General features: G+C 68.4%; 20 protein-coding genes and 1 tRNA gene. 12 read left to right on the top strand and 9 right to left on the bottom strand.

From position 1 onward, the window contains the following. Positions 1-95: 95 nt before the first annotated feature. From ACIRJP_RS04365 to ACIRJP_RS04340, 6 genes are all read left to right on the top strand, one after another. Positions 96-566, top strand: a complete 471-nt coding sequence (locus ACIRJP_RS04365; protein ID WP_404167998.1) for a PaaI family thioesterase — start codon at positions 96-98, stop codon at positions 564-566. Between the two features lie 648 nt (positions 567-1214). After that, positions 1215-2432, top strand: coding sequence for a branched-chain amino acid ABC transporter substrate-binding protein (locus tag ACIRJP_RS04360; protein WP_404168209.1), 1218 nt, complete (start codon positions 1215-1217; stop codon positions 2430-2432). Between the two features lie 101 nt (positions 2433-2533). Further along, entirely contained in the window at positions 2534-3463 is a 930-nt protein-coding gene (locus ACIRJP_RS04355; protein WP_329838832.1) for a branched-chain amino acid ABC transporter permease, read from the top strand. Positions 3464-3468: 5 nt separating this feature from the next. Beyond that, positions 3469-5262, top strand: coding sequence for a branched-chain amino acid ABC transporter permease (locus tag ACIRJP_RS04350; protein WP_404167996.1), 1794 nt, complete (start codon positions 3469-3471; stop codon positions 5260-5262). Further along, positions 5259-6182, top strand: coding sequence for an ABC transporter ATP-binding protein (locus ACIRJP_RS04345; RefSeq protein ID WP_404167994.1), 924 nt, complete (start codon positions 5259-5261; stop codon positions 6180-6182). The genes ACIRJP_RS04350 and ACIRJP_RS04345 overlap by 4 nt, the downstream gene beginning before the upstream one ends. Continuing rightward, on the top strand, positions 6179-6895 hold the full coding sequence (locus ACIRJP_RS04340; protein ID WP_404167992.1) for an ABC transporter ATP-binding protein: 717 nt from the start codon (positions 6179-6181) through the stop codon (positions 6893-6895). Before ACIRJP_RS04345 ends, ACIRJP_RS04340 begins: the two co-directional genes overlap by 4 nt. 70 nt (positions 6896-6965) lie before the next feature. Here ACIRJP_RS04340 and ACIRJP_RS04335 read toward each other — a convergent pair whose 3' ends face one another. Beyond that, positions 6966-7613: an ANTAR domain-containing response regulator gene (locus ACIRJP_RS04335; RefSeq protein ID WP_072483131.1), complete on the bottom strand. Its 648-nt coding sequence runs from the start codon at positions 7611-7613 to the stop codon at positions 6966-6968. Between the two features lie 99 nt (positions 7614-7712). On the opposite strand from ACIRJP_RS04335, the gene ACIRJP_RS04330 reads away from it, so the two are divergent. Together ACIRJP_RS04330 and ACIRJP_RS04325 are read left to right on the top strand one after the other, a co-directional pair. Continuing rightward, positions 7713-7787: transfer RNA gene (locus ACIRJP_RS04330), tRNA-Leu, on the top strand. A gap of 110 nt (positions 7788-7897) precedes the next feature. Continuing rightward, positions 7898-8662: a transcriptional regulator gene (locus tag ACIRJP_RS04325; protein ID WP_404168207.1), complete on the top strand. Its 765-nt coding sequence runs from the start codon at positions 7898-7900 to the stop codon at positions 8660-8662. Between the two features lie 8 nt (positions 8663-8670). Here ACIRJP_RS04325 and pyk read toward each other — a convergent pair whose 3' ends face one another. Both pyk and ACIRJP_RS04315 read right to left on the bottom strand, forming a co-directional pair. Beyond that, positions 8671-10104 carry a pyruvate kinase gene (gene pyk / locus ACIRJP_RS04320; RefSeq protein WP_404167990.1) on the bottom strand — a complete coding sequence of 478 codons (1434 nt, stop codon included), beginning with the start codon at positions 10102-10104 and terminating at the stop codon, positions 8671-8673. 126 nt (positions 10105-10230) lie between these two features. Then, positions 10231-10929, bottom strand: coding sequence for an SIMPL domain-containing protein (locus ACIRJP_RS04315; protein WP_404167988.1), 699 nt, complete (start codon positions 10927-10929; stop codon positions 10231-10233). A gap of 192 nt (positions 10930-11121) precedes the next feature. Here ACIRJP_RS04315 and ACIRJP_RS04310 point away from each other — a divergent pair, with 192 nt between their 5' ends. Then, complete coding sequence (locus ACIRJP_RS04310; protein WP_404167986.1) at positions 11122-12927, top strand: bifunctional metallophosphatase/5'-nucleotidase; 1806 nt, start codon at positions 11122-11124, stop codon at positions 12925-12927. Between the two features lie 98 nt (positions 12928-13025). Here the strand turns inward: ACIRJP_RS04310 and ACIRJP_RS04305 are convergent, their stop codons facing one another. The 3 genes from ACIRJP_RS04305 to pepN all read right to left on the bottom strand — a co-directional run bounded on the left by ACIRJP_RS04305 (position 13026) and on the right by pepN (position 18676). Beyond that, complete coding sequence (locus tag ACIRJP_RS04305; RefSeq protein WP_404167984.1) at positions 13026-14444, bottom strand: lysine N(6)-hydroxylase/L-ornithine N(5)-oxygenase family protein; 1419 nt, start codon at positions 14442-14444, stop codon at positions 13026-13028. Then, positions 14441-15853 carry a pyridoxal phosphate-dependent decarboxylase family protein gene (locus ACIRJP_RS04300; RefSeq protein ID WP_404167982.1) on the bottom strand — a complete coding sequence of 471 codons (1413 nt, stop codon included), beginning with the start codon at positions 15851-15853 and terminating at the stop codon, positions 14441-14443. Before ACIRJP_RS04300 ends, ACIRJP_RS04305 begins: the two co-directional genes overlap by 4 nt. Before the next feature lie 318 nt (positions 15854-16171). Next, the gene (pepN, locus tag ACIRJP_RS04295) at positions 16172-18676 is read right to left on the bottom strand and encodes an aminopeptidase N (RefSeq protein WP_404167980.1); all 2505 of its coding nucleotides are present in this window, start codon (positions 18674-18676) and stop codon (positions 16172-16174) included. Between the two features lie 94 nt (positions 18677-18770). Between pepN and ACIRJP_RS04290 the strand changes: the two genes are divergently transcribed. After that, positions 18771-19496: a hypothetical protein gene (locus tag ACIRJP_RS04290; protein WP_404167978.1), complete on the top strand. Its 726-nt coding sequence runs from the start codon at positions 18771-18773 to the stop codon at positions 19494-19496. Here ACIRJP_RS04290 and ACIRJP_RS04285 read toward each other — a convergent pair. Continuing rightward, on the bottom strand, positions 19420-19767 hold the full coding sequence (locus ACIRJP_RS04285) for a chorismate mutase (protein WP_404167976.1): 348 nt from the start codon (positions 19765-19767) through the stop codon (positions 19420-19422). The genes ACIRJP_RS04290 and ACIRJP_RS04285 overlap by 77 nt on opposite strands. Before the next feature lie 24 nt (positions 19768-19791). Then, positions 19792-20685 carry a helix-turn-helix domain-containing protein gene (locus ACIRJP_RS04280; protein ID WP_404167974.1) on the bottom strand — a complete coding sequence of 298 codons (894 nt, stop codon included), beginning with the start codon at positions 20683-20685 and terminating at the stop codon, positions 19792-19794. A 241-nt stretch (positions 20686-20926) separates the two neighbouring features. Between ACIRJP_RS04280 and ACIRJP_RS04275 the strand changes: the two genes are divergently transcribed. After that, on the top strand, positions 20927-22732 hold the full coding sequence (locus tag ACIRJP_RS04275) for a beta-galactosidase family protein (RefSeq protein WP_404167972.1): 1806 nt from the start codon (positions 20927-20929) through the stop codon (positions 22730-22732). 78 nt (positions 22733-22810) lie between these two features. Here the strand turns inward: ACIRJP_RS04275 and ACIRJP_RS04270 are convergent, their stop codons facing one another. Continuing rightward, on the bottom strand, positions 22811-23587 hold the full coding sequence (locus ACIRJP_RS04270) for a S1 family peptidase (protein ID WP_404167970.1): 777 nt from the start codon (positions 23585-23587) through the stop codon (positions 22811-22813). 244 nt (positions 23588-23831) lie between these two features. Between ACIRJP_RS04270 and ACIRJP_RS04265 the strand changes: the two genes are divergently transcribed. After that, positions 23832-24740, top strand: a complete 909-nt coding sequence (locus ACIRJP_RS04265; RefSeq protein ID WP_404167968.1) for a hypothetical protein — start codon at positions 23832-23834, stop codon at positions 24738-24740. Positions 24741-24762 lie beyond the last annotated feature (22 nt).

Raw genomic sequence — 24762 nt, 5'->3', positions numbered from 1 at the left:
CCCCACAGCCCCTAAGCGTCCGCTCAGTCGTCTGATAAGAACGATGCACACAGCAATGAAGCAGTGAACCATCGCAGACGATCGGAGCCGGACCCATGGGCGAGCACACCGCACCCAAGTTCCCCCAGGAGATCATCGACGAGTACGCCGCCCTCGGCGTCGACCTGCCCGCGCTCTTCTCCGCCGGCCACCTCGGCGAACGCATGGGCGTCACCATCGTCGAAGCCTCCGCGGACCGCGTCGTGGGCACCATGCCCGTCGAGGGCAACACCCAGCCCTACGGACTGCTGCACGGCGGCGCCTCCGCCGTACTCGCCGAGACACTCGGCTCCGTCGGCTCCATGCTCCACGGCGGCGCCGGCAAGCTCGCCGTCGGCGTCGACCTGAACTGCACCCACCACCGCGGCGTGCGCAGCGGACTCGTCACCGGCGTCGCCACCCCCGTACACCGCGGCCGCTCCACCGCCACCTACGAGATCACCATCACCGACGAACAGGACAAGCGGGTCTGCACCGCACGCCTGACCTGCCTACTCCGCGACGCCCCCCGCCCCGAAGCCGCCTGACGGACCGGAACACACCGCACAGCACACCACGACACCACTGCCCGGCCAGAACACAATCCGGCCGGGCAGCGCCATACCCACCCACAACCACCGCCACACCAAGCACAGTTGGCGACCAAATGCGCCAACGCCCTTGACCAGCAACCGCGTTGCATGGCCCACTCGGCACCCCACATACACCACACCGCGTCGATCACATCACCGCCGATGTGACAGTGCGTAATCGCCGCCCGGTCCGCGGACACCCCGACGCGACCCCACCCACCCGGCCGCACAGCCGCCGGGCACCTCACCACGCCCTCGCGCACCACACCCCGCCCCACCTCGCGCGACAGCAGCATGATCGACTCAAGCCCCTTAGCAGAGCTGCACGTTCTCAGCATGCGGTCACTTCACCGTCCGGTAAAAAGCCGTACATGTCCGCACAGCCACCTCAAGCCTTCCTCAACGGCATAACAAGACAGTCACATCCTGCGGCGGACCCATCCCGGACCCCCACACCTGCGCCTAGAGTCACCGCCAGTCACCGCGCCGCCGGGCACATCTGCAGCACGCCCCTGTACCACCCAGTACGGCCCGGCGAACGTCACGGCACCTCAAGCAGAGGAGGCCGCGCCAGGGAAAGGACCTTTCGTGCGACACCGTTCTTTGCTCATACTCACCACCGTGCTCACGACCGGAGCACTCACCCTCACCGCCTGCGGGTCGCGCGACGACAGCAAGAAGAGCAGCGACGGCGGCGGCACCCAGACCGTCGTCATCGGCGTCGACGCACCGATCACCGGTGACCTGTCCGCCCTCGGCCTCGGCATCAAGAACTCCGCCGACCTCGCCGCCAAGACGGCCAACAAGGAAAACACCGTCCCGGGCATCAAATTCGAGGTCAAGCCGCTCGACGACCAGGCCCAGCCCTCCGTGGGCCAGCAGAACGCCCAGAAATTCATCGACGACGACACCGTCGTCGGCGTCGTCGGCCCGCTGAACTCCGGCGTCTCCCAGTCGATGCAGAAGCCGCTCAACGACGCCAACCTCACCCAGGTCTCCCCCGCCAACACCGGCACCGAGCTCACCCAGGGCGAGAACTGGAAGACCGGCGACAAGAAGCGCCCCTACAAGACCTACTTCCGCACCGCCACCACGGACCAGATCCAGGGCGCCTTCGCGGCGAAGTACCTCTACAACAACGCGAAGATCAAGCAGGTCTACCTCATCGACGACCAGAAGCCCTACGGCGCCGGTCTCGCCGCATCCTTCAAGAACACCTTCACCACCCTCGGCGGCAAGATCGTCGGCTCCGACCACGTGAACCCCGACGACCGCGACTTCAACGCCGTCGTCACCAAGGTCAAGAAGTCCGGCGCCAAGGCCGTCTACTACGGCGGCGAGTACCCCGCCGGCGCACCCCTGAGCCAGCAGCTCAAGGACAGCGTCCAGATCCCCCTCATGGGCGGCGACGGCATGTACAGCGCCGACTTCATCAAGCTCAACAAGAAGGCCCAGGGCGACATCGCCACCTCCGTCGGCAAGCCCGTCGAGGAGCTCGACTCCGCCAAGAAGTTCATCGCGGACTACAAGACCGCCGGATACAAGGACGCCTACGAGGCCTACGGCGGCGGCACCTACGACGCCACCTGGTCGATCATCGAAGCCGTCAAGATCGCCGTCGCCGACAACGGCGGCAAGCTCCCCACCGGCGACGACGCCCGCACCAAGGTCCTCGCGGCCATGGCCAAGGTCAAGTTCGACGGCGTCACCGGCCCCGTCTCCTTCGACGAGTACGGCGACACCACCAACACCATGATGACCGCCTACCAGGTCAACGGCGGCAAGTGGACCTCCAAGCTCAGCGAGGCCTACAAGCCGTAACAAGCTCCCCGGGCCACGCCTGACCCACACCAGACCGCGCGGGAGCGCCACCAGCGCCCCCGCGCGGTGCCATATCCGAACCACTCCACGGAGGCCCTGCGGTGAACGAACTGCCGCAACAGCTGGCCAATGGACTCATCCTCGGCGCGATGTACGGTCTCATCGCGATCGGCTACACGATGGTCTACGGAATCATCCAGCTCATCAACTTCGCCCACGGCGAGATCTTCATGATCGGAGGCTTCGGAGCTCTCACCGTGTACCTCTGGATGCCGGCCGGCGTCTCCCTCCTCGCGATCATCCCCCTCATGATCATCGGCGGCGTCATATGCTCCGTCGCCGTCAGCGCAGCCGCCGAACGCTTCGCCTACCGGCCCCTGCGCACCGCCCCACGACTGGCCCCGCTCATCACCGCGATCGGACTCTCCCTCGCACTCCAGCAGGCCATCTGGAAGTGGTACCCCGACGCCAAGAAGGACCATCCCTTCCCCCAGTTCAAGGGCGAAGCGATCGACATCTTCGGCGCCCACATCCAACGCGGTGACCTCTTCGTCCTCATCACAGCACCCATCTGCATGCTCGCCCTCGGACTCTTCGTCTCCAAGACCCGCTCCGGCCGCGGCATGCAGGCCACCAGCCAGGACCCCGACACCGCCAAGCTCATGGGCATCAACACCGACCGCATCATCGTCATGGCCTTCGCCATCGGTGCCGCGTTCGCCGCCGTCGCCGCCGTCGCCTACGGGCTCAAGAACGGCCAGATCGGCTTCCGAATGGGCTTCATCATGGGCCTCAAGGCCTTCACCGCAGCCGTGCTCGGCGGCATCGGCAACATCTACGGAGCCATGCTCGGCGGCGTCGTACTCGGCATCGCCGAATCCCTCGCCACCGGCTACATGAGCAACGTCCCCGGCATGGAACTCTTCGGCGGCGGCGCCTGGAAGGACGTATGGGCCTTCGTCCTCCTCATCATCGTCCTGCTGCTCCGCCCACAGGGCCTGCTCGGCGAACGCGTCGCGGATCGGGCGTGATACGGATGACCACCAACCACACCACCGCCCCCGGCCCCGCCTTCCTGCCGATCCCCGCCGCCGCGGCCCGCATCGGCACCGTTGTCGGCTCCGTCGTCGCCCTCGCCGGCACCTTCCTCGCCTGGACCTGGACCGACGAATTCCCCGGCGACCTCACCGTCACCGGCTACCCCGGCGGCCTCCAGGTCCTCACCCTCATCGCCGCCGCACTCACCCTGCTCCTCACGCTCTCCGGGTACGGCATCCGAGGCCTGCGCTGGCTCACCCCCGGCGGCACCAACAGCCCCGTCCGCCTCCTCGCCCTCGGCACCCTCGGCACCACCGGCTACACCATGGGCGCCATCGCCTACGACCTCGGCGGCGTCGTCAACTTCGAACCCGGCGCCTGGGTCAGCGGCATCGGCGCACTCATCGCCGCCATCACCGCACTCGGCCTCCCCGGCGACCAGCCCCTCACCGACACCGGGGCCACCGCCTGGCAGCGCTTCCGCAACAGCCTCGGCGCACCCCAGGCCCCCCGCCCCAAGGCCCTCCCCTCCTGGGCCGAAATCCTCATCATCGTCGCCGCGTTCGGCATCGGCCTGTACGTCTTCGCCTACGGCATCGACACCGACTACACCGAACTCTTCATCGGCTTCCTCATCACCGTCGGCTTCGCCTTCACCGCACTCCACCGGGCCGGACTCGTCTCCCGCCTCACCGCACTGACCGCGAAGCACCGCAACATCACACTCGCCGCCGCCCTCGTCGCAGCCGTCTGCTTCCCCTTCACCCAGCAGAAAGAGGAATACGCGCTCGTCGGCGCCAACATCCTCATCTTCGGCACCGTCGCACTCGGCCTCAACGTCGTCGTCGGCCTCGCCGGCCTCCTCGACCTCGGATACGTCGCCTTCCTCGGCGTCGGCGCCTACGCCGCCGCTTTGGTCTCCGGCTCCACCATGTCGGCCATCGGCGTCGAATTCCCCTTCTGGGCCGCCGTCCTCACCGGCGCCGGAGCATCACTCGTCTTCGGCGTACTCATCGGCGCACCCACCCTGCGGCTACGCGGCGACTACCTCGCCATCGTCACCCTCGGCTTCGGTGAAATCTTCCGCCTCACCGTGAACAACCTCAACGGCAACAGCGGACCCGACCTCACCAACGGCTCCCAGGGCATCCCCAGCATCCCCGACCTCAACTTCTTCGGATTCGACTTCGGCCTCAAGCACAACATCCTCGGCTTCGACCTCGGCAGGTCCGCCAACTACTACCTGCTGATGCTCGTCTTCACCGCCGTCGTCGTGCTCGTCTTCCGCCGCTCCGGAGAATCCCGCATCGGCCGCGCCTGGGTCGCCATCCGCGAAGACGAAACCGCAGCCACCGCCATGGGCATCAACGCCTTCCGGCTCAAACTGCTCGCCTTCGCCCTCGGCGCCACCCTCGCCGGACTCGCCGGAACCGTCCAGGCCCACGTCAACTACACCGTGACGCCCGAGCAGTACCAGTTCGCCGGCTCCGTACCCCCCAACTCCGCGTTCCTCCTCGCCGCCGTCATCCTCGGCGGCATGGGAACCCTCAGCGGACCCCTCATCGGCGCCGCACTGCTCTACCTCATCCCGGCCAAACTCCAGTTCATGCAGGACTACCAGCTCTTCCTCTTCGGCATCGCACTCATCCTCCTGATGCGCCTGCGCCCCGAAGGACTGGTCGCCGACCGCCGGAAGCAGCTCGAATTCCACGAGAACGACGACCAGCCCGACGTACCCGAACCGCGACAGTCCGAAGAGACCGCCGCCGGCATCGCCAAGGCGGGGGCGTGACCACCATGACCACCACGAAGACCGCCACCACCGTCCTCGACGCCAACGGCGTCACCATGCGCTTCGGCGGCCTCACCGCCGTACGCAACGTCGACCTCACCGTCAACGCCGGCGAGATCGTCGGCCTCATCGGCCCCAACGGTGCCGGCAAAACCACCTTCTTCAACTGCCTCACCGGCCTCTACGTCCCCACCGAGGGCAAGGTCAGCTACAAGGGCACCGTACTGCCACCCAAGCCCCACCTCGTCACCCAGGCAGGCATCGCCCGCACCTTCCAGAACATCCGGCTCTTCGCCAACATGACCGTCCTGGAAAACGTCCTCGTCGGACGCCACACCAGGACCAAGGAAGGCCTCTGGTCCGCCCTCCTGCGCCTCCCCGGCTTCACCAAGGCCGAGAACGCCAGCCGCGAACGCGCCATGGAACTCCTGGAGTTCATCGGCCTCGCCGACAAGGCCGACCATCTCGCGCGCAACCTCCCCTACGGAGACCAGCGCAAGCTGGAAATCGCCCGCGCGCTGGCCAGCGACCCCGGACTCCTCCTCCTCGACGAGCCCACCGCCGGCATGAACCCGCAGGAAACCCGCGTCACCGAAGAGCTCATCTTCGCCATCCGCGACCAGGGCATCGCCGTCCTCGTCATCGAGCACGACATGCGGTTCATCTTCAACCTCTGCGACCGCGTCGCCTGCCTCGTCCAGGGCGAAAAGCTCGTCGAAGGCTCCCCGACCGAAGTCCAGAGCGACGAACGCGTCGTCGCCGCCTACCTCGGCACCCCCTTCGAAGGCGCCCCCGGCGCCGAAGAAGCCGCCGAGGTCGAAGCCGCCGAAGCCGAAGCCTCAGCCGGCGCAGGAGCCGACGCCGCGAAGGACTCCGCGAAAACAGCCACCACCAGCACCGAGGAGGAGGACACCCGATGACCGCACTTCTGGAGGTCGAGGACCTCCGCGTCGCCTACGGCAAGATCGAAGCCGTCAAGGGCATCTCCTTCACCGTCGAAGCCGGCCAGGTCGTCACCCTCATCGGCACCAACGGCGCCGGCAAGACCACCACCCTGCGCACCCTCTCCGGCCTGCTCAAACCGGCCGGCGGCCACATCGTCTTCGACGGCAAACCGCTCAACGACGTACCCGCGCACAAGGTCGTCTCCCTGGGCCTGGCCCACTCCCCCGAGGGACGCCACATCTTCCCCCGGCTCACCATCACCGAGAACCTCCAGCTCGGCGCCTACCTCCGCAACGACAAGGCGGGCATCGAGAAGGACATCCAGCGCGCCTACGACCTCTTCCCCATCCTCGGGGAACGCCGGAAGCAGGCCGCCGGGACCCTCTCGGGCGGCGAACAGCAGATGCTCGCCATGGGCAGGGCCCTCATGTGCCAGCCCAAGCTCCTGATGCTCGACGAACCCTCCATGGGCCTCTCCCCGATCATGATGCAGAAGATCATGGAGACCATCGTCGAACTCAAGGCCCAGGGCACCACCATCCTGCTCGTCGAGCAGAACGCCCAGGCGGCCCTCTCCCTCGCGGACCACGGCCACGTCATGGAGGTCGGCAAGATCGTCCTCTCCGGCACCGGCGCGGACCTGCTCCACGACGAGTCCGTCCGCAAGGCCTACCTCGGCGAGGACTGACGCCCACGAGAAAGGCCCGCGCCCCGGACATCCGGGACGCGGGCCTTCTTCGTACCCGCTCGCGTACGGCCTACTCGGCCGCCTTCTTCTTCTCCTCGGCGTCCTCGATCAACGCCTCGGCCAGCTGCTGCATCGACAGCCGCCGGTCCATCGACGTCTTCTGGATCCACCGGAACGCGGCCGGCTCGGAGAGCCCGTAATCCGTCTGCAGAATGCTCTTCGCCCGGTCCACCAGCTTCCGCGTCTCCAGCCGTTGCGCGAGGTCCGCGACCTCGCTCTCCAGCGCCTTCAGCTCCGCGAACCGCGACACCGCCATCTCGATGGCCGGCACCACGTCGCTCTTGCTGAACGGCTTCACCAGATACGCCATCGCCCCGGCGTCCCGGGCCCGCTCGACGAGATCACGCTGCGAGAACGCGGTGAGCATCAGGACCGGCGCGATGGACTCCTCGGCGATCTTCTCCGCGGCGGAGATCCCGTCGAGAACCGGCATCTTCACATCGAGGATCACCAGATCCGGCCGGTGCTCCCGAGCCAGCTCGACGGCCCGCTGCCCGTCCCCGGCCTCGCCGACGACCGCGTAGCCCTCTTCCTCCAGCATCTCTTTGAGGTCGAGACGGATGAGCGCCTCGTCCTCGGCGATGACGACGCGAGTCGTCAGCGGCGGAACGTGCGACTTGTCGTCGTCGGCGGGCTGGGGCGACTCGGGCGTGGTCACGGGGCTCCTTGATCAAGGCAGGGGTACTGCTGCCAAGAGCCTACCCAGCTGCGGTAAGGTGGTCGGGCAGCGGGTCGAGGGAAACCAACGATTCAGCGAGCCCCGGTAGTCCAATTGGTTAGAGACAATGGATTCAAAACCCATACAGTGTCGGTTCGAGTCCGACTCGGGGTACTTTTCCTTCGATTCCAAGGCCGCCGAAGAATGGCTGGGCTTCACGGGAACGTGTGAATGCCGGCTTGTTCCGTCTCCAGGTTGCCTGGGTGCCGGGCAGGCTCGGCCTGGTGTACGACCTTGATACGCGCAAGCGCGCTCTGGCCCTCGTCGCGCAGGGTTTCAGCAAGAACTCCGTGAGCAAGCAGACCGGCATCTCGCGCGCCGCAATCCGTTCGTGGCAGACACGAACAGATCCCCACGGCAGGGGGTGCGCTGCGGACTGTCCGCGGTGCAGCGACATGCCGAGTGACCCTGAAGCCCCCGCTGCATACGCCTACTTGCTGGGCCTCTATCTCGGGGACGGCTGCATCAGCTCCAGCAAGAGGGGCGTGTATTTCCTCCGCATCGCCTGTGCCGACAGCTGGCCGGGTCTCATCGATTCTTGCGCCGAAGCCATGCAGCTCGTGCGCCCCGGCAACAAGGTGTTCCGAGTTCAGCGTCAGGGCTGCCAGAACGTGACCTGCTACAGCAAGCACTGGCCGTGCCTCTTCCCCCAGCACGGTCCCGGCAAGAAGCACGAGCGCACGATCTCTCTCGAGCCCTGGCAACAGCAGATCGTGCGTGCCCAGCCCTGGGATTTCATCCGCGGTCTGATCCACTCCGACGGATGCCGGGTCACCAACTGGACCACGAGGCTCATCGGAGGCCAACGAAAACGTTACGAGTACCCCCGGTACTTCTTCACCAACTTGTCAGCCGACATCCTGGGACTCTTCACCGACACCCTCGACCTCGTAGGCGTTCAGTGGAGGCAGGCCAACAAACGGAACATCTCCGTCGCCCGACGGGCGTCCGTCGCGCTGATGGACGCCCACGTCGGGCCGAAGTACTGACGACCGGCCTACGTCGGGCTGTCGTCCTCGCCGATGTGGTGCACCCGCACCAGGTTCGTCGAGCCGGGGACGCCCGGCGGGGAGCCGGCCGTGATGACCACGACGTCGCCCTTCTCGCAGCGGCCGATCCTCAGCAGCTCCTCGTCGACCTGGGCGACCATCGCGTCCGTCGAGTCCACCTCCGGGCCGAGGAAGGTCTCGACGCCCCAGGTCAGGTTCAGCTGGGAGCGGGTGGCCGGGTCCGGGGTGAAGGCGAGGAGCGGGATGGGTGAGCGGTAGCGGGAGAGGCGGCGGACCGTGTCGCCGCTCTGGGTGAAGGCGACCAGGAACTTCGCGCCCAGGAAGTCGCCCATCTCGGCCGCCGCGCGGGCCACCGCGCCGCCCTGGGTGCGGGGCTTGTTGCGGTCGGTCAGGGGCGGAAGGCCCTTGGTGAGGATGTCTTCCTCGGCGGCCTCGACGATGCGGGACATCGTGCGGACCGTCTCGACGGGGTACTTGCCCACACTGGTCTCGCCGGAGAGCATCACCGCGTCCGTGCCGTCGATGACGGCGTTGGCCACGTCGGAGGCCTCGGCGCGGGTGGGGCGGGAGTTGTCGATCATCGAGTCGAGCATCTGGGTGGCGACGATGACCGGCTTGGCGTTGCGCTTGGCGAGCTTGATCGCGCGCTTCTGGACGATCGGCACCTGCTCCAGCGGCATTTCGACGCCGAGGTCGCCGCGGGCGACCATGATGCCGTCGAAGGCGGCGACGATGCCGTCGATGTTGTCGACGGCCTGGGGCTTCTCCACCTTGGCGATGACGGGGAGGCGGCGGCCCTCCTCGTCCATGATGCGGTGGACGTCCTCGATGTCGCGTCCGCTGCGGACGAAGGAGAGGGCGATGATGTCGGCGCCGGTGCGCAGTGCCCAGCGGAGGTCTTCGATGTCCTTCTCGGAGAGTGCGGGGACGGAGACGGCGACGCCGGGGAGGTTGAGGCCCTTGTGGTCGGAGACCATGCCGCCTTCGATGACGGTGGTGTGGACGCGGGGGCCGTCGACTTCTGTGACTTCGAGGGTGACGCGGCCGTCGTCGACGAGGATGCGTTCGCCGGGGGTGACGTCGGCGGCGAGGCCGTCGTAGGTGGTGCCGCAGGTGTGACGGTCGCCTTCGACGGGTTCGACGGTGATGGTGAAGGTGTCGCCGCGTTCAAGGAGTACGGGGCCTTCGAGGAAGCGTCCCAGGCGGATCTTCGGGCCTTGAAGGTCGGCGAGGATGCCGACACTGCGTCCGGTCTCGTCGGAGGCCTTGCGTACGTGGTGGTAGCGCTCTTCGTGTTCGGCGTAGGTGCCGTGGCTGAGGTTGAGGCGGGCGATGTCCATTCCCGCTTCGACCAATGCCTTGATCTGGTCGTATGTGTCGACGGCGGGGCCCAGGGTACAGACGATTTTTGCTCGGCGCATGGTTCGACCCTAGACCTTACCTACGGGTAGTTATTCAGTGTGTCGTGACCGCTCAACGACCTTTGGATGAAGGGTTTTTGACAAGTGTTGAACTGTGCGGCGGGGTGCTCGGATGAGCATTTCTTTTCACAGTTTCGGCGGTGACATGATGAAGCGGGCGTTGACCTGGGCGTAGACCGTCTGGCGTTGTGGTTCCAGGTCGAGGGCGGGGGCCGTTTCGGGCGCTGCTCCGCCGTAGCCGGCTCTGCCGCGCGGGGCGGCGGGCGTGGGCAGGGCGGTCGGGGCGGTGTTCTCCGCGCCGAGGTCGGCGATTTCGACGAGTGCGGTGAGGTGGGCGCCGAGGGCGTCGGCGTATTCGCGGGCTCGTTGGACGGCTTCGTGGACGGCTTGGCGGCGGGCGGTGGCGTGGGCGGGTGAGTCGGGGCGCAGCCCCCACCAGGGGCCGTTGACGCGGGTCATGTCGAGGTCGGCGATTTTGGTGGTGAATTCGCCCAGTGCGGTGAAGTCGTTGAGGACTGCGGTGATGTGGACGCGGCCGTGGTAGGCGTGGATTTGTTCGTTGCGGCCCTTCTGGGTGAGTTCGGGCGTGATGGAGAATGCGCCGGTTTCGAGTTTCTCCATGGCTTGTCCGTAGGAGCGTGCGAGTTCGAGTACGCGGCTGTTTCGGCGGGTGAGGTCTTCGAGGGCGTTGCGGCGGTCCTTGCCGCGGGCGGTGACGGTGATGGTGAGGCGGGCGGTTTCGGGGTCGACCTGGAGGCGGGCTTCGCCTCGGACGGCGACGCGGGGGTGTTCGGGGGTGCCGTAGGACGGTGGGGTATCGGTCATGGGTCCACTGTTGCATCCGGGTCGGACAACGGTCCGACGGCAGGCGGTCATCAGATCGAAACCCGCGAGGGGTGTTGCGTGGTGTGGCTCCTGGGTCAGAATCTACGCGCGTTGTGCGCGGTGGTCCTTGTTGTCGGGGAGCCGTGTCGTGCGTGAACCGAGCTGTGTGAGAACTGAGATGTGGGAGACGAAATGCCGCTGAACCGTAGGACGTTCCTGGGCACATCGGCGGCTGCCGGTGCGGGTGTGGCGATCGCGGGGGCCTCCGGGGTGCCTGCGTCGGCGCACGGTGGTGGTCATGGGCACGGGCGTCCGCCGAAGCGGTACTCGTTCACGGTGATGGGCACCACCGATCTGCACGGGAACGTCTTCAACTGGGACTACTTCACGGACAAGGAGTTCGACGACAAGGCGCACAACGATGTGGGTCTGGCGAAGATCTCGACGCTGGTGGATCAGGTGCGCCGGGAGAGGGGTCGTCACAACACGTTGATGATCGATGCGGGTGACACGATCCAGGGCACCCAGTTGTCGTACTACTACGCGAAGATCGATCCGATCACGGCGAAGCGTGGTCCGGTGCATCCGATGGCTCAGGCGATGAACGCGATCGGGTATGACGCCGCGGCGCTCGGCAACCACGAGTTCAACTACGGCATTCCGGTGCTGCGGAAGTTCGAGGAGCAGTGTGATTTCCCGCTGCTGGGTGCGAACGCGTTGGATGCGAAGACGTTGCGGCCGGCGTTCGCCCCGTATGTCATCAAGCGGATGCGTACTCCGCACGGGCCGGATGTGAAGGTTGCGATCCTGGGTCTGACGAATCCTGGGATCGCCATCTGGGACAAGGCGAATGTGAGCGGGAAGATGGTGTTCCCGGGGCTGGAGGAGCAGGCGGCGAAGTTTGTGCCGCGGCTTCGTTCGATGGGTGCGGATGTGGTGATTGTTTCGGCGCATTCGGGTAGCAGTGGGACGTCGTCGTACGGTGATCAGATCCCGTATGTGGAGAACGCTGCCGGTCTGGTGGCGGAGCAGGTTCCGGGGATCGATGCGATTCTTGTGGGGCATGCGCACCAGGAGATTCCCGAGTATTTCGTGGAGAACAAGCAGACCGGCAAGAAGGTGGTGCTCTCGGAGCCGTTGAAGTGGGGTCAGCGGTTGACGCTGTTCGACTTCGATCTGGTGTGGGAGAAGGGTCGTTGGGTGGTGGAGAAGGCGGGTTCGCAGGTGCTGAACTCCAACACCGTGGCGGAGGATCCGGAGATCACGGGGCTGTTGGCGGATGAGCACAAGAAGGTTGTGGCGTACGTCAATCAGGTGATCGGTACGTCGACGGCGGCGATGACGACGGCGGAGGCGGCGTGGAAGGACGAGCCGATCATTGATCTGATCAATGTGGTTCAGGCGGAGACGGTGAAGGCGGCGTTGGCGGGTGGTGCGTATGCGGCGCTTCCGGTGCTGTCGCAGGCGTCGTGTTTCTCGCGTACGGCGCAGATTCCGGCCGGGAATGTGACGATCAAGGATGCGGCGGGCCTGTATCCGTTCGAGAACACGCTTGAGGCGCGGTTGCTGACCGGTGCTCAGCTGAAGGACTATCTGGAGTTCTCGGCGCGGTATTACGTGCAGACTGCGGTGGGTGCGCCGGTGGACACGGCGAGGTTGACGAATGCGGACAACACTCCGGATTACAACTATGACGCGGTGTCGGGTCTGACGTACGAGATTGATATCGCGAAGCCGAATGGTTCGCGGATCGTGAATCTTTCGTTCAGGGGGAAGCCGATCGATCCGGCGGCCGAGTTCGTGCTGGCGGTGAACAATTATCGGGCCAGTGGTGGTGGTAACTTCCCGCATGTTGCGGGTGCCAAGCAGTTGTGGGCGAATTCGGAGGAGATCCGTAACACGATCATTTCCTGGGTGCAGGCGAAGGGTTCGGTGGATGGTGCGCAGTTCGCTTCGGTGGACTGGCGGCTGACGCGTGAGGGTACGCCGGTGTTCTAGCCGGTTGGTTGTGGGTGGGCGGCCGTCTTCTCCTTCGGGAGGGCGGCCGCCTTCTGTGTGGGGGTGTGTGGGTGCCGGTGTGTGTGGGCGCGGGTGTGTCAGGTGTTCCGGGCGAGGGGGATGAGGTCGGGGGTGCGGGTGGGGAGGTGTGGGCCCTGGGGGGTGAGGCCGAAGGTGGTGAAGGCGGTGCGTTCTGGGAGGGGGTAGGGGTTGGTGCCGGTGAGGTCGTTGAGGATGGTGGCGCTGCGCCAGGCGGCGAGTCCGAGGTCGGGGGCGCCGACGCCGTGGGTGTGTCGTTCGGCGTTCTGTACGTAGACGTTTCCGGTGACGGTGGGGTCGAGGACGAGGCGGTACCGGTCGTCGATGCGGGGGCGTTCGGAGGCGTCGCGGCGCATGTAGGGGTCGAGTCCGGTGAGGATGCGGTCGAGGGAGCGTTCGCGGTAGCCGGTGGCGAGGACGACGGCGTCGGTGGTGAGGCGGGAGCGGGTGTTCTGCTGGGTGTGTTCGAGGTGGAGTTCGATGCGGGTGTTGGCGACGCGTCCTGCGGTGCGTACGGAGACGCCGGGGGTGAGGGTGGTGTCGGGCCAGCCGCCGTGGAGGGTGCGGCGGTAGAGCTCGTCGTGGATGGCGGCGATGGTGTCGGCGTCGATGCCTTTGTGGAGTTGCCATTGGTGGGGGACGAGTTCGTCGCGTACGGCTTCGGGGAGGGCGTGGAAGTAGCGGCTGTAGTCGGGGGTGAAGTGTTCGAGGCCGAGTTTTGAGTACTCCATGGGTGCGAATGCTTCGGTTCGGGCGAGCCAGTGGAGGTTTTCGTGGCCTTGGGGGCGGGCGCGGAGGAGGTCGAGGAAGATTTCGGCGCCGGACTGTCCGGAGCCGATGACGGTGATGTGGGGGGCTTGGAGGAGTTCCTGGCGGTGGTGGAGGTAGTCGGCGGAGTGGATGACGGGGGTGTTCTCGGCTTCGGTGAGGGGTTTGAAGAATTCGGGGATGTGGGGTTCGGTGCCGATGCCGAGGGCGATGTTGCGGGTGTGGGCGCGGCCGAGTGCTTCGGCTTCGCCGTCGCTGTCGAGTTGGGTGAAGTCGATTTCGAAGAGTTCGCGTTGGTTGTTCCAGCGGACGGCGTCGACCTGGTGGCTGAAGTGGAGGCCGGGGAGTTGGTCGGTGACCCAGCGGCAGTAGGCGTCGTATTCGGCGCGTTGGATGTGGAAGCGCTCGGCGAAGTAGAAGGGGAAGAGGCGGTCGCGGCTGCGGAGGTAGTTGAGGAAGGTCCAGGGGCTGGCGGGGTCGGCGAGGGTGACGAGGTCGGCGAGGAAGGGGACTTGGAGGCTGGCTCCGTCGATGAGGAGGCCAGGGTGCCAGTGGAAGGCGGGGCGTTGTTCGTAGAAGGCGGTGTTGAGGGGGTGGGGGTTGGCGGGTGCGCCGTGGGCGAGGGCGGCGAGGGAGAGGTTGAAGGGGCCGATGCCGATGCCGATGAGGTCGTGTGGCTGGTCGGTGTGGGGGGTGGGGTGGTCGGTCATCGGGGGGTGTTGCCTTCCGCGAGTTCGTGGGTGAGTTGGGTGACGAGGTCGAGGAGTGTGCGCAGGTGTTGGGGGGTGGTGTGGGGGTTGAGGAGGGTGGCTTTGAGCCAGAGGTGGTTGTCGGTGTGGGCGCGGCCGAGTACGGCTTGGCCGCGGGTGAGGAGGGTGCGGCGGATGGTGGCGACGGTTTTGTCGTCGGTGCCGGTGGGACGGAAGAGGACGGTGCTGATGGTGGGGCGGTCGTAGAGGTCGAGGGTGGGGTTTTCGGTGATGAGGTCGGCGAGGTGGTGGGCGGTGGTGAGTGTGCGGTCGACGAGGTCGGCGAGTCCGGTGCGGCCGAGGGCTTGGAGGGTGACGGCGATCTTGAGGGCGTCGGGGCGTCGGGTGGTGCGCAGGGAGCGGCCGAGGAGGTCGGGGAGGCCGGCTTCGGTGTCGTCGTCGGCGTTGAGGTAGGGGGCTTGGTGGCGGAGGGGGGCGAGGTGGTGTCGGTGGGGGACGGCGAGGATGCCTGCGGGTGCGGGTTGCCAGCCGAGTTTGTGCAGGTCGATGGTGACGCTGTGGGCGCGGTCGAGGCCGTGGATCTTGTCTCGGTGGGTGGGGCTGAAGAGGAGGGGGCCGCCGTAGGCGGCGTCGATGTGGAGTTCGGCGCCGTGGGTGGTGCAGAGGTCTGCGATGGCGGGGAGTGGGTCGATGCGGCCGGTGTCGGTGGTGCCTGCGGTGGCGGTTACGAGAAGGGGGCGGCGGGGGCGGTCGTGTCGGGTGAGGGCTTCTTGCAGTGCGGTGAGGTCCATGGTGCCGGTGGGGGCGGGGATGACGATGGGTTCGGGGAGGCCGAGGAGCCAGGCGGCGCGGGTGATGCTGTGGTGGGCGTTGGCTCCGCGGATGGTCTGTACGGGGCCGTTGCGTTCGCGGGCGAGGAGGAGTGCGAGTTGGTTGGATTCGGTGCCGCCGGTGGTGATGAGGGCGTCGGGGGTGGGTTGGTGGGGGTAGATCTCGGCGGCGAGGGCGGCGGTGGTGTCGGCTTCGAGGGCGGAGGCTGCGGGGGCCTGGTCCCAGGAGTCCATGGAGGGGTTGAGGGCGGAGGCGGCGAGGTCTGCTGCGGCGGCGAGGGCTAGGGGTGGGGTGTGGAGGTGGGCGGTGCAGAGGGGGTCTGCGGGGTCTGCGGCGCCTTCGGTGAGGGCGGTGACGAGGGTGCGCAGGGCGTGGTGGGGGCCGGTGCCGTGGTCGGGGATGAGGGGGTGGGTGGCGGTGCGCGTCCGTGGGGTGACGGCGTCGGGGCCGCCTGCGGGGAGGGGGCCGTCGCGTCGGTGGGCTCCGTCGTGGAGTGCGGTGAGGACGGTGTCGATGAGGGGGCGCAGGGCGGCGGGGCCGGTGGTGGTTCCGGCGAGGGGTGGGGGTGGGGTGGGCATGGTGGTGGGGCCCTTCGGACGCGCGTGAGCAGGCATGGGTGGACATGCCAGCTTGTCCGGGTTTTCGGTGGCGCGGCCGTGGAGCGGGGGGATGTGAACTCGAAAGGGGTATGGGTGGCGGGGTGGAGGGTGTTGCGGGGTGTACCGGTGGTATGGGTGTGGCCCTGGATACGGGTGTGCCCGGCGTCCCCTTGGGGTGGGGGCGCCGGGCACGGGTGGTGCGGGTGGTGCGTGCGTGGGTCTGCGGGCCTGGGGGCCTCTGGTTCGGCAGCCCCGCAGGCCCGTAGGCCATTGGTCCGGTGGAAGTGGATCAGTGCATCAGTGGGCGTTGCGTACGTTGATGGCGCGGCGCAGGTCGTCGATCTGGTCGGTGAGCTTGCGGTTCAGGGCGGGGATGAGGGTCTGGTCGGTGAGGGCCTGTTCGCCGAGGTGGAGGTTCTCGGCGTCGGCGGCGTGCGCGGGGAAGGCGTAGCGTCCTGCGGCTTCGGCGATGGCGGGGCCCCGGCGGGCGGCGAGGGCGGTTGCCTCGGGGTAGTAGCGGGGCACGTATTCGCGTACGAGGTCGGCCTGTTCGGGCTGCCAGAAGCCCTGGGCGACTGCGGTGAAGAGGTAGTTGGAGAGGCTGTCGTCGTTGAACAGGGCGTGCCAGGCGGTGGCCTTGGCTTCGGGGGTGGGGAGGGCTGCGCGGCAGCGGGCGGCGCCTTCCTGTCCGGTGGCGCTGGGGTCCTGTTCGAGTTCGGTGGCGATGGTGGCTTCGTCGATGGCGCCGAGGACGGCGAGGCGGGTGAGGATGCGCCAGCGCAGTTCGGGGTCGAGTTCGGGTCCGCCGGGGACGGTTCCGTTGGTGAGCCAGTCGTGGATGGTGTCGGGCTGGGTGGCGGCGTCGATGAGGTGGCGTACGGCGATGAGGCGGAGGCCGGGGTTGTGGCCGTCCTCGGTGCGGCGGATGAGGTCGCGGCACAGGGAGGTGAGGGTGGCGAGGGCGGCGGGGCGCTTCTCGGGGGCGATGTAGCGGTCGGCGACGTGGGTGGCGGCGAAGGCGAGGACTCCCCCGGCGAGGGCCAGGTCGGTCTCGTGGGGGAGGTGGGTGCGGGCCGCTTCGAGGTAGGTGGTGGGGGCGAGTTCGCCGTCGCGGACCATGTCGCGGGCGGTGTTCCAGATGACGGCGCGGGTCAGGGCGTCGGGGACGCCGGAGAGGCCGTCGAGGACGGTTTCCCAGGATCTGTCGTCGAGGCGGACCTTGGCGTAGCTGAGGTCGCCGTCGTTGAGGACGAGGAGTGCGGGGCGGTTGCCGGGGCGGGGGTGGGGTGTGCCGTCGAGGGGGACGTCTATCTCGAACCGGTCGCGCAGGACGAGGCGTTCGGTGCCCGTGTGGGTGTCCGGTGCGTGGTCGTAGGCGCCGACGGCGATGCGGTGGGGGCGGCTGCCGTTGTGGTCGATGCCGAGGGTCCAGTTGCCGTCGGACTCGGCGACGCGGGGGGTGAGGGTGTCGACTCCGGTGGTGCGCAGCCAGGTGTCGGCCCAGGCGTGGACGTCGCGGTCGGTGGCCGATGCGAGGTTGTCGATGAAGTCGGCGAGGGTGGCGTTGGCGAACTTGTGGCGGGCGAAGTGGGCGTTGATGCCGGCCAGGAAGTCCTTTTCGCCGAGCCAGGCGACGAGTTGGCGCAGGGCGGATGCGCCCTTGGCGTAGGAGATGCCGTCGAAGTTGAGCATGGCGGACGCGGTGTCGGGGACGGCGGCCGGGTCGGGGGCGACGGGGTGGGTGGAGGGGCGTTGGTCGGCGTCGTAGCCCCAGCCCTTGCGGGCGACGCCGAAGTCGACCCAGGTGTCGGTGAAGCGGGTGGCTTCGGCGAGGGTCTGGTAGCCCATGTACTCGGCGAAGGACTCGTTGAGCCAGATGTCGTCCCACCAGGCGAGGGTGACGAGGTCGCCGAACCACATGTGGGCCATTTCGTGGGCGATGACCATGCCGCGGGTCTGGCGTTCGGTGTCGGTGACGGCGGAGCGGTAGATGAATTCGTCGCGGAAGGTGACGAGTCCGGGGTTCTCCATGGCGCCGGCGTTGAATTCGGGGACGAATGCCTGGTCGTAGGAGTCGAAGGGGTAGGGCTCGTCGAACTTCTCGTGGAAGCGGTCGAAGCAGGCCCGGGTGATGTCGAGGATCTCGTCGGCGTCCGCGTCGAGGTACGGGGCCAGGGAGCGGCGGCAGTGGATGCCGAAGGGCAGTCCGGCGTGTTCGGTGGTCACGGAGTGCCAGGGGCCGGCGGCGACGGCGACGAGGTAGGTGGAGATCAGTGGGGTGGCGGCCAGGGCCCAGTGGCCGTCTCCGCGGTGTTCGGCGACGGCGTTGCCGAGGACGGTCCAGCCTTGGGGGGCGGTGACGGTGAGTTCGAAGACGGACTTGAGGTCGGGCTGGTCGAATGCGGCGAAGACGCGCTGGACGTCTTCCATGAAGAGCTGGGTGTAGACGTAGGTCTCGCCGTCGGTGGGGTCGGTGAAGCGGTGCATGCCTTCGCCGGTGCGGGAGTAGCGCATGGCGGCGTCGATGTGCAGTTCGTGGGTGCCGGGGGTGAGGGCGGTGAGGGGGAAGCGGTTCTCGACGAGGTCGGCGGGGTCGAGGGGCTGTCCGTCGAGGCTGATGGAGCGCAGGGTGGCCGGCTTGACTTCGACGAAGGTGTCTCCGGCCGCGGTTGCGGTGAACTGGATGACGGTGCGGGAGTCGAAGGTCTCCTCCCCCGCGGTCAGATCGAGGTCGATCTTGTACCGGTGTACGTCGAGGAACTGGGCTCGGGTCTGCGCTTCGTCGCGCGTCAGTACGGACATGTGTCCATGCTGCCGTACGTGGTGGGCGGACCGCAGGCGGGTTCTCCCACGGCTGAGCGGCGCTGCTCCTGGGGTGGTGGTCAGCCGTGGTGGTGTGTCGCGGGGAGCTGGCGGGCCGCACACGCAGAACTATCCCTGGAACGTCTGGATCCCGGTCGGATACGGGGCGGTCAAGGGGGTGTTCCTTGGGTTGCTGGCCGGTTGGTGCGCCGTGGTGGTGCTCCGGGTCGTCCCGGTGGACTGGTGGCGGGCGGGCGGCGGCGGGGCGATGGCGCGGTACGCGGGGCTGGTCTTTGCCGGAGGGCTGCTGGGCGGTCTGGTGCCCGGGACCGTCCGGGGTTTCCTGGGTGAGCCGCAGCCGCGGACCATGTACTACTTCGACGGTCCGAGGCCGGAGTCGGAGTGGTACTGGCGGCCGTTGCTTTCCGAGTGGCTGACGTACACGGTGCTTCCGGCGCTCGGTTGTGCGGTGCTGCTGGCCGTGGGTGCTCTGGTGTCGGTCCGGTGCTCGTACCGTGAGCGGTTCGGCTGGGCGGTGGCCCTGGTGGGTGCGGGTCTGCTGTTCCTGCCCGACTGGGCGGCTTCCGGGGCGCCCGAACCCGTGGGCAACGGTGATCATGTCAACGAGTCGGCGGGGGCCGGGCTCGTCGTGCTGGCCACGGGGCTCGGGCTGCTGGTGAGTGCCTGGGTGGTGCGGTCGTGGCGCGGGCCGCGTCGGCCGGTGGGTCGTTCGTCCCCGGCGCTCACGCCTCCGCGTTCGTCGCAGATTCCGCCGCGTTCGTCGCCGATTCCTCCGCGATCCGCTCGTGATGGCGGATGACCTCCGCCACGATGAAGTTCAGCAGCTTCTCGGCGAAGGCCGGATCCAGGTGTGCGCTCTCGGCGAGCTGCCTCAGCCGTTCGATCTGCCTGCTCTCTCTGGCCGGGTCGGCCGGGGGGAGCTGATGGGCGGCCTTGAGGTGGCCGACCTGCTGGGTGCATTTGAAGCGCTCGGCAAGCATGTGGACAACTGCGGCGTCAATGTTGTCGATGCTCTCGCGCAGCCGGTTCAGTTCCGCGCTCACGGACTCGTCGATGTCCCTGGTGGTCATGGTCAGTGAGCTTAGGGCAGGCCCCTAGACGGCCGGGCCCAGCGGGGTGATCGTCGGGGGGTGCTCCGGGTCCGGAACCTGGTCGCTCCAGCCGCCGGGCACGTTGAGTCCCTGCTGCTCGCGGAAGCGGACCGGGGCGGCGCCGACCCGGCGGGCGAAGAGGCGGGAGAAGTACGCCGGGTCGTCGTAGCCGACGCGTCGGGCGACGGCGGCGACCGGCAGGTCGGTGGCGGCGAGGAGTTCCTTGGCGCGGCCGAGCCGGATGCCGAGGAGGTAGTCCTTGGGGCTGCACCCGGCGCCCCGGCGTACCGCCGTGCGCAGTTCGGCTGGGGTCATGCCGTGCCGGGCCGCGTGCTCGGCGACGGACAGTGGCTGGAAGGCGTCGCGGGCGAGGGCCTGGAGCACGGGGTCGCCGTCGGGGCTGACGTCGGCGCGGGCCCGGCGCAGGGCGACGAGGAGTTCGTGGACGGCGGCGCCGGTCTCGACCTCCAGGAGCGGGTTGCCGCGCCGGGCCGCGCGTACGATCCGTCCGATCGCGGCGCGGGGGCCCGCCGTGTCGGCGAGCGGGACGAGCGGGCGGTCGGGCTCGATGTAGCCGAGTTCGGTGTAGGTGGTGGTGGCTGGGCCGGTGAAGTCGACGAAGCTCTCGTCCCAGCCGGTGGCCGGGTCGGCGCCGTAGTGGTGCGGGGTGCCGGGGGTCAGCCAGATCAGGCAGGGAGCGGTGACGGGTACCCGGCGGCCGTCGGGTCCGGTGAACCAGCCGCTGCCGGAGTTGATGACGACGGCCACGTGGTGGTCGAGGGTGCGTGGGCCGACGGTCGGCAGTGCGCCGTGCTGGAGTCCCACGCCCAGGCAGACCAGGCCCAGCCGGTGGTGGAGCGGGCTGGGGGTGAAGAAACGCATCCAGGTGTGGTACATCGGCTTTCCTTCCTCCCCTTTCATTGCGCCGACCCTGTTCATTGCGCTGGTCCGATTTCTTTCGCTGGTCCAAACAATTGTGTCCAAACAGCAGTGATCTTTGTCCATGGACGGGCCGGACGCCAGGGGGTGAAGGTGGTGGCAACATTCCTCCCGGGTTCGCCCGCTCCGTGGTGCGTGCTGTCGTACGGGCCCGGACCGTGCGGTTCCGGGGGCCGCACGCACAGAGAGTACGAGCACGATGGCTGACTTCACCGTGGGGGACGACCACTTCCGGCTCGACGGGAAGCCCGTACGGCTGCTGTCGGGGGCCCTGCACTACTTTCGGGTGCACGAGGCGCAGTGGGATCACCGGCTGTCGATGCTGCGTGCCATGGGGCTCAACTGTGTCGAGACGTACGTGCCGTGGAATCTGCACGAGCCGCAGCCCGGCCGGTTCCGGGACGTGGCGGCGCTCGGCCGGTTCCTGGACGCGGCGCAGCGGGCGGGGCTGTGGGCGATCGTCCGGCCGGGGCCGTACATCTGTGCCGAGTGGGAGAACGGTGGGCTGCCGGTGTGGGTGACGGGGCGGTTCGGCCGGCGGGTGCGGTCGCGTGACGAGGAGTATCTGGGCGCCGTGGAGCGGTGGTTCACGGCGCTGCTGCCGCAGGTGGTGCAGCGGCAGATCGGGCGCGGTGGGCCGGTGATCATGGTCCAGGCGGAGAACGAGTACGGGAGTTTCGGCTCCGATCAGGTCTACCTCCAGCGGGTGGCCGGGATGTTGCGTGAGCGCGGGGTGACCGTGCCGCTGTTCACGTCCGACGGGCCGGAGGACCACATGCTGACGGGGGGCTCGGTGCCGGGGCTGCTGGCCACGGCGAACTTCGGCTCGGGGGCGCGCAAGGCGTTCGAGGTGCTGCGCCGCCATCAGCCGAAGGGGCCGCTGATGTGCATGGAGTTCTGGTGCGGGTGGTTCGAGCACTGGGGTGCGGAGCCGATCGTGCGGAAGCCGGCGCAGGCGACCGAGGCGCTGCGGGAGATCCTGGAGTGCGGGGCGTCGGTGAACATCTACATGGCGCACGGGGGGACGAATTTCGGCGGGTGGGCGGGGGCGAACCGGTCCGGTCCGGTCCAGGACCAGGACTTCCTGCCGACGGTGACGTCGTACGACTACGACGCGCCGATCGACGAGTACGGCCGTCCCACGGAGAAGTTCTGGCTGTTCCGTGAGGTGCTCGCCGAGTACGCGGAGGGGCCGCTTCCGGAGCTTCCGCCCGAGCCGGCCGGGCTTGCGGCTCCGGTGCGGGCCGGGCTGACGGAGTGGGCGCCGCTGGATGCGGTGCTGGACGCGCTGGGTGACGAGGAGGCGGCGCCGTCCGGTGTGCCGCCGACCTTCGAGGAGCTGGGGGTCGACCGGGGGCTGGTGCGCTACCGGGTGGGTGTGCCGGGTCCGCGTCAGCCGTACGAGCTGAGTGCGGCGGGGCTCCGGGACCGGGCCGTGGTGTATGTGGACGGGGTCCGGGTGGGTGTGCTGACCGAGGAGCACTGCGCGCTGGACGAGCCGGTGGCCGGGCCGGCGGAGGTCGAGCTGTGGGTGGAGTCGCTGGGCCGGGTCAATTACGGGCCGCGGCTCGGTGAGTGCAAGGGGATCACGGGCGGGGTGCGGCACGAGCGGCAGTATCTGCACGGGGTGCGGGCGCGGGCGCTGCGGCTGGAGGCGTTCGAGGAGCCGGACGCGTTGGCCGGGGTGGTGTTCGGCGGTGCGGAGGAGGCCGGGGCGACCGGGCTGTTCCGGGGGACGTTCGAGGTCTCCGGGGTGGCCGGTACCGGGCATGCGGGGCTCGAACTGCCTGACTGGACGCGTGGGTTCGTCTGGGTGAACGGCTTCTGCCTGGGGCGTTACTGGTCACTCGGCGCGCAGCGGACGCTGTATGTGCCGGGGCCGTTGCTGCGTGAGGGTGTCAACGAGGTGTGGGTGCTGGAGCTGGAGGGTGCGGGCGCGCCGTACGCGGAGCTGGGTCCGGGGGTGCCCGTCCGGACGGGCACCCCCGGGGATGTTCAGGTGTGACTTCGGGTGTGATTCAGGTACCGGCCGGAGCCGGGCGGAGCGTGGTCGCTGTGCTTCGGGTACCGGCCGGGGCCGGGGTCAGAGCGTGGCTGCCGCGGACGCGATGTCGGCGGCGAACGTCGAGACCTCGCTGTACACGCCGGGGTAGCCGGGCCGGGCGCAGCCCTGGCCCCAGCTGACGATGCCCACCTGGATCCAGGCTCCGGCGTTGTCCTTGCGGAACATGGGGCCGCCTGAGTCGCCCTGGCAGGTGTCGACGCCGCCGGTGTCGATCAGCCCGGCGCAGATCTCGTCGCCGGGGACGAGGTCGCTGCCGTACGCGTCCTGGCAGTCGGCGTCGGAGACGAACGGCACGGTGGCCTTGAGCAGGTAGCGCTGCTGGGCGCCGCCCTCGGTGGCCGCGCCCCAGCCGGCGATGCTGAAGGTGCCGTTGTTGTACGCGGTGGTGGTGGCGATCTTCAGGGTCGGCAGGTCGATGGGCTTGGCGAGCTTGATGAGCGCCCAGTCCTTGCCCGCGCCGTTGTAGCCGGGGGCCTGGAGGACCTTGGTGGACTTGACCTTGATCGCGCTGGAGGACTGCAGGTCGACGACGCCCGCGGTGGCGGTGATGGAGGTGTTGTTGCCCGTGCCGTCCACGCAGTGTGCGGCGGTGAGGACGATGTCCTTGGCGTAGAGGGCGCCGCCGCAGCCCATCGACAGCCGGACCATGAACGGGAATTCGCCCTGGGCGGCGCGGGTTCCGCCGACGACCGGCTGGGGGGCCGCGGAGGCCCCGGCGGGCTGGAGGCTGACGGCCGCGAGGACGACGGCGGCTATGACGGAACATCTCTTCACGGCACGCAGAAGCTGCTTCAAGAGACTGCCTTCTTTCGTGGGGGGTGCTTGTGGGGGGTACTTGTGGGGAGTGCCTGCGCCCGCGCCGGGGGTGACCACGCGGGCGGCACAGCACCGCACCGCACTGATGGTCATGACCCCGACAAAGGCACGGTTCGGATTATCAGGAAATGATCACGACGCCCACAAGGATCACTTTCCGGCCAAGATCGCCCACAGCGTTCCGGCTACAGTGAAATCCGGCCTCGCTGAGAGGGGGTGGGACGTGGCGGACGACGGCCAGAACACCGGCGGTCCGGTGGTCCACGGTTTCCCGCATCTCGAAACGGTCCGGTCCGCGATCACGGCGCTGTACCGGCGGCTGTCGTACGACGGTGTCCGCGGCTACGCCACGAGCCTCGCCCCTGTCGATGCCGCCTTCGACGACCAGGACGACCTGTTCCTCCGCACCCAGCGGGTGGCGCGTGCGGTGGTCCAGCACCTGCATCTGCCGGACGCCCGCGTGATCGTCGGCTTCCGCGCGATGGAGCACGCCGCCGGCGTCGAACTGACCGCCGGGCCCGAGTACTTCGTCGAACTCAACGACCGCTTCCGCACCCACCGCAGGGACATCGGTGCCGCGCTCTCGCACGAGGTCACCCATGTGCTGCTGCACCGCCTGGGCCTGGAGTTTCCCGGCACGCGCGACAACGAGATCCTCACCGACACCGTGACCACGTACCTGGGCGCGGGGTGGCTGCTGCTCGACGCCTTCCGCGAGGACGGGGTCTCCAGCCAGAAACTCGGCTACCTCACCCCGGAGGAGTTCGGGTACGTCCTCGCCAAGCGGGCGCTGGCCTTCGACGAGGACCCGTCACCGTGGTTCACCAGCCCGCAGGCCTACGAGGCGTACACCAAGGGGCGCGCACAGGCCCTCCAGGACATCCGGCAGCCACCGCTCACGGCGGCGGGCTGGGCGGGCCGCCGCCGCTACGCGAAGGGCCGGCAGCGCGCGCAGGACCATCCGGGCGCCCCCGCCGCCCCCGGCGTTCCGTACACCTTCGAGGGCGCCCCGGACGGGCTGCGGGTCTCCTTTCCCTGCCCGGCCTGCCACCAGCGCATCCGCGTTCCGGTGCGGGGCCGGGTGCGGGCCCGGTGCGGGCTGTGCCGGACCGTCCTGGACTGCAGCACCTGAACCGCGGAGCGGCGGCGGCCAG

It is taken from the genome of Streptomyces sp. NPDC102437 (assembly GCF_044765565.1).
Classification (GTDB): domain Bacteria; phylum Actinomycetota; class Actinomycetes; order Streptomycetales; family Streptomycetaceae; genus Streptomyces.
The sequence above is the reverse complement of the archived record's forward strand: the minus strand, read 5'-3'. Positions and strand labels throughout refer to the sequence as shown.

What these genes read in the sequence shown, in the direction of transcription:
- ACIRJP_RS04300 (WP_404167982.1), bottom strand. Translation starts at nt 15,853, where the DNA reads ATGCCCACCCCACCCCCACCCCTCGCCGGAACCACCACCGGCCCCGCC.
- ACIRJP_RS04350 (WP_404167996.1), top strand. Translation starts at nt 3,469, where the DNA reads ATGACCACCAACCACACCACCGCCCCCGGCCCCGCCTTCCTGCCGATC.
- ACIRJP_RS04285 (WP_404167976.1), bottom strand. Translation starts at nt 19,767, where the DNA reads ATGACCACCAGGGACATCGACGAGTCCGTGAGCGCGGAACTGAACCGG.
- pyk (WP_404167990.1), bottom strand. Translation starts at nt 10,104, where the DNA reads ATGCGCCGAGCAAAAATCGTCTGTACCCTGGGCCCCGCCGTCGACACA.
- ACIRJP_RS04305 (WP_404167984.1), bottom strand. Translation starts at nt 14,444, where the DNA reads ATGACCGACCACCCCACCCCCCACACCGACCAGCCACACGACCTCATC.
- pepN (WP_404167980.1), bottom strand. Translation starts at nt 18,676, where the DNA reads ATGTCCGTACTGACGCGCGACGAAGCGCAGACCCGAGCCCAGTTCCTC.
- ACIRJP_RS04310 (WP_404167986.1), top strand. Translation starts at nt 11,122, where the DNA reads ATGCCGCTGAACCGTAGGACGTTCCTGGGCACATCGGCGGCTGCCGGT.
- ACIRJP_RS04340 (WP_404167992.1), top strand. Translation starts at nt 6,179, where the DNA reads ATGACCGCACTTCTGGAGGTCGAGGACCTCCGCGTCGCCTACGGCAAG.
- ACIRJP_RS04280 (WP_404167974.1), bottom strand. Translation starts at nt 20,685, where the DNA reads ATGTACCACACCTGGATGCGTTTCTTCACCCCCAGCCCGCTCCACCAC.
- ACIRJP_RS04315 (WP_404167988.1), bottom strand. Translation starts at nt 10,929, where the DNA reads ATGACCGATACCCCACCGTCCTACGGCACCCCCGAACACCCCCGCGTC.
- ACIRJP_RS04275 (WP_404167972.1), top strand. Translation starts at nt 20,927, where the DNA reads ATGGCTGACTTCACCGTGGGGGACGACCACTTCCGGCTCGACGGGAAG.
- ACIRJP_RS04365 (WP_404167998.1), top strand. Translation starts at nt 96, where the DNA reads ATGGGCGAGCACACCGCACCCAAGTTCCCCCAGGAGATCATCGACGAG.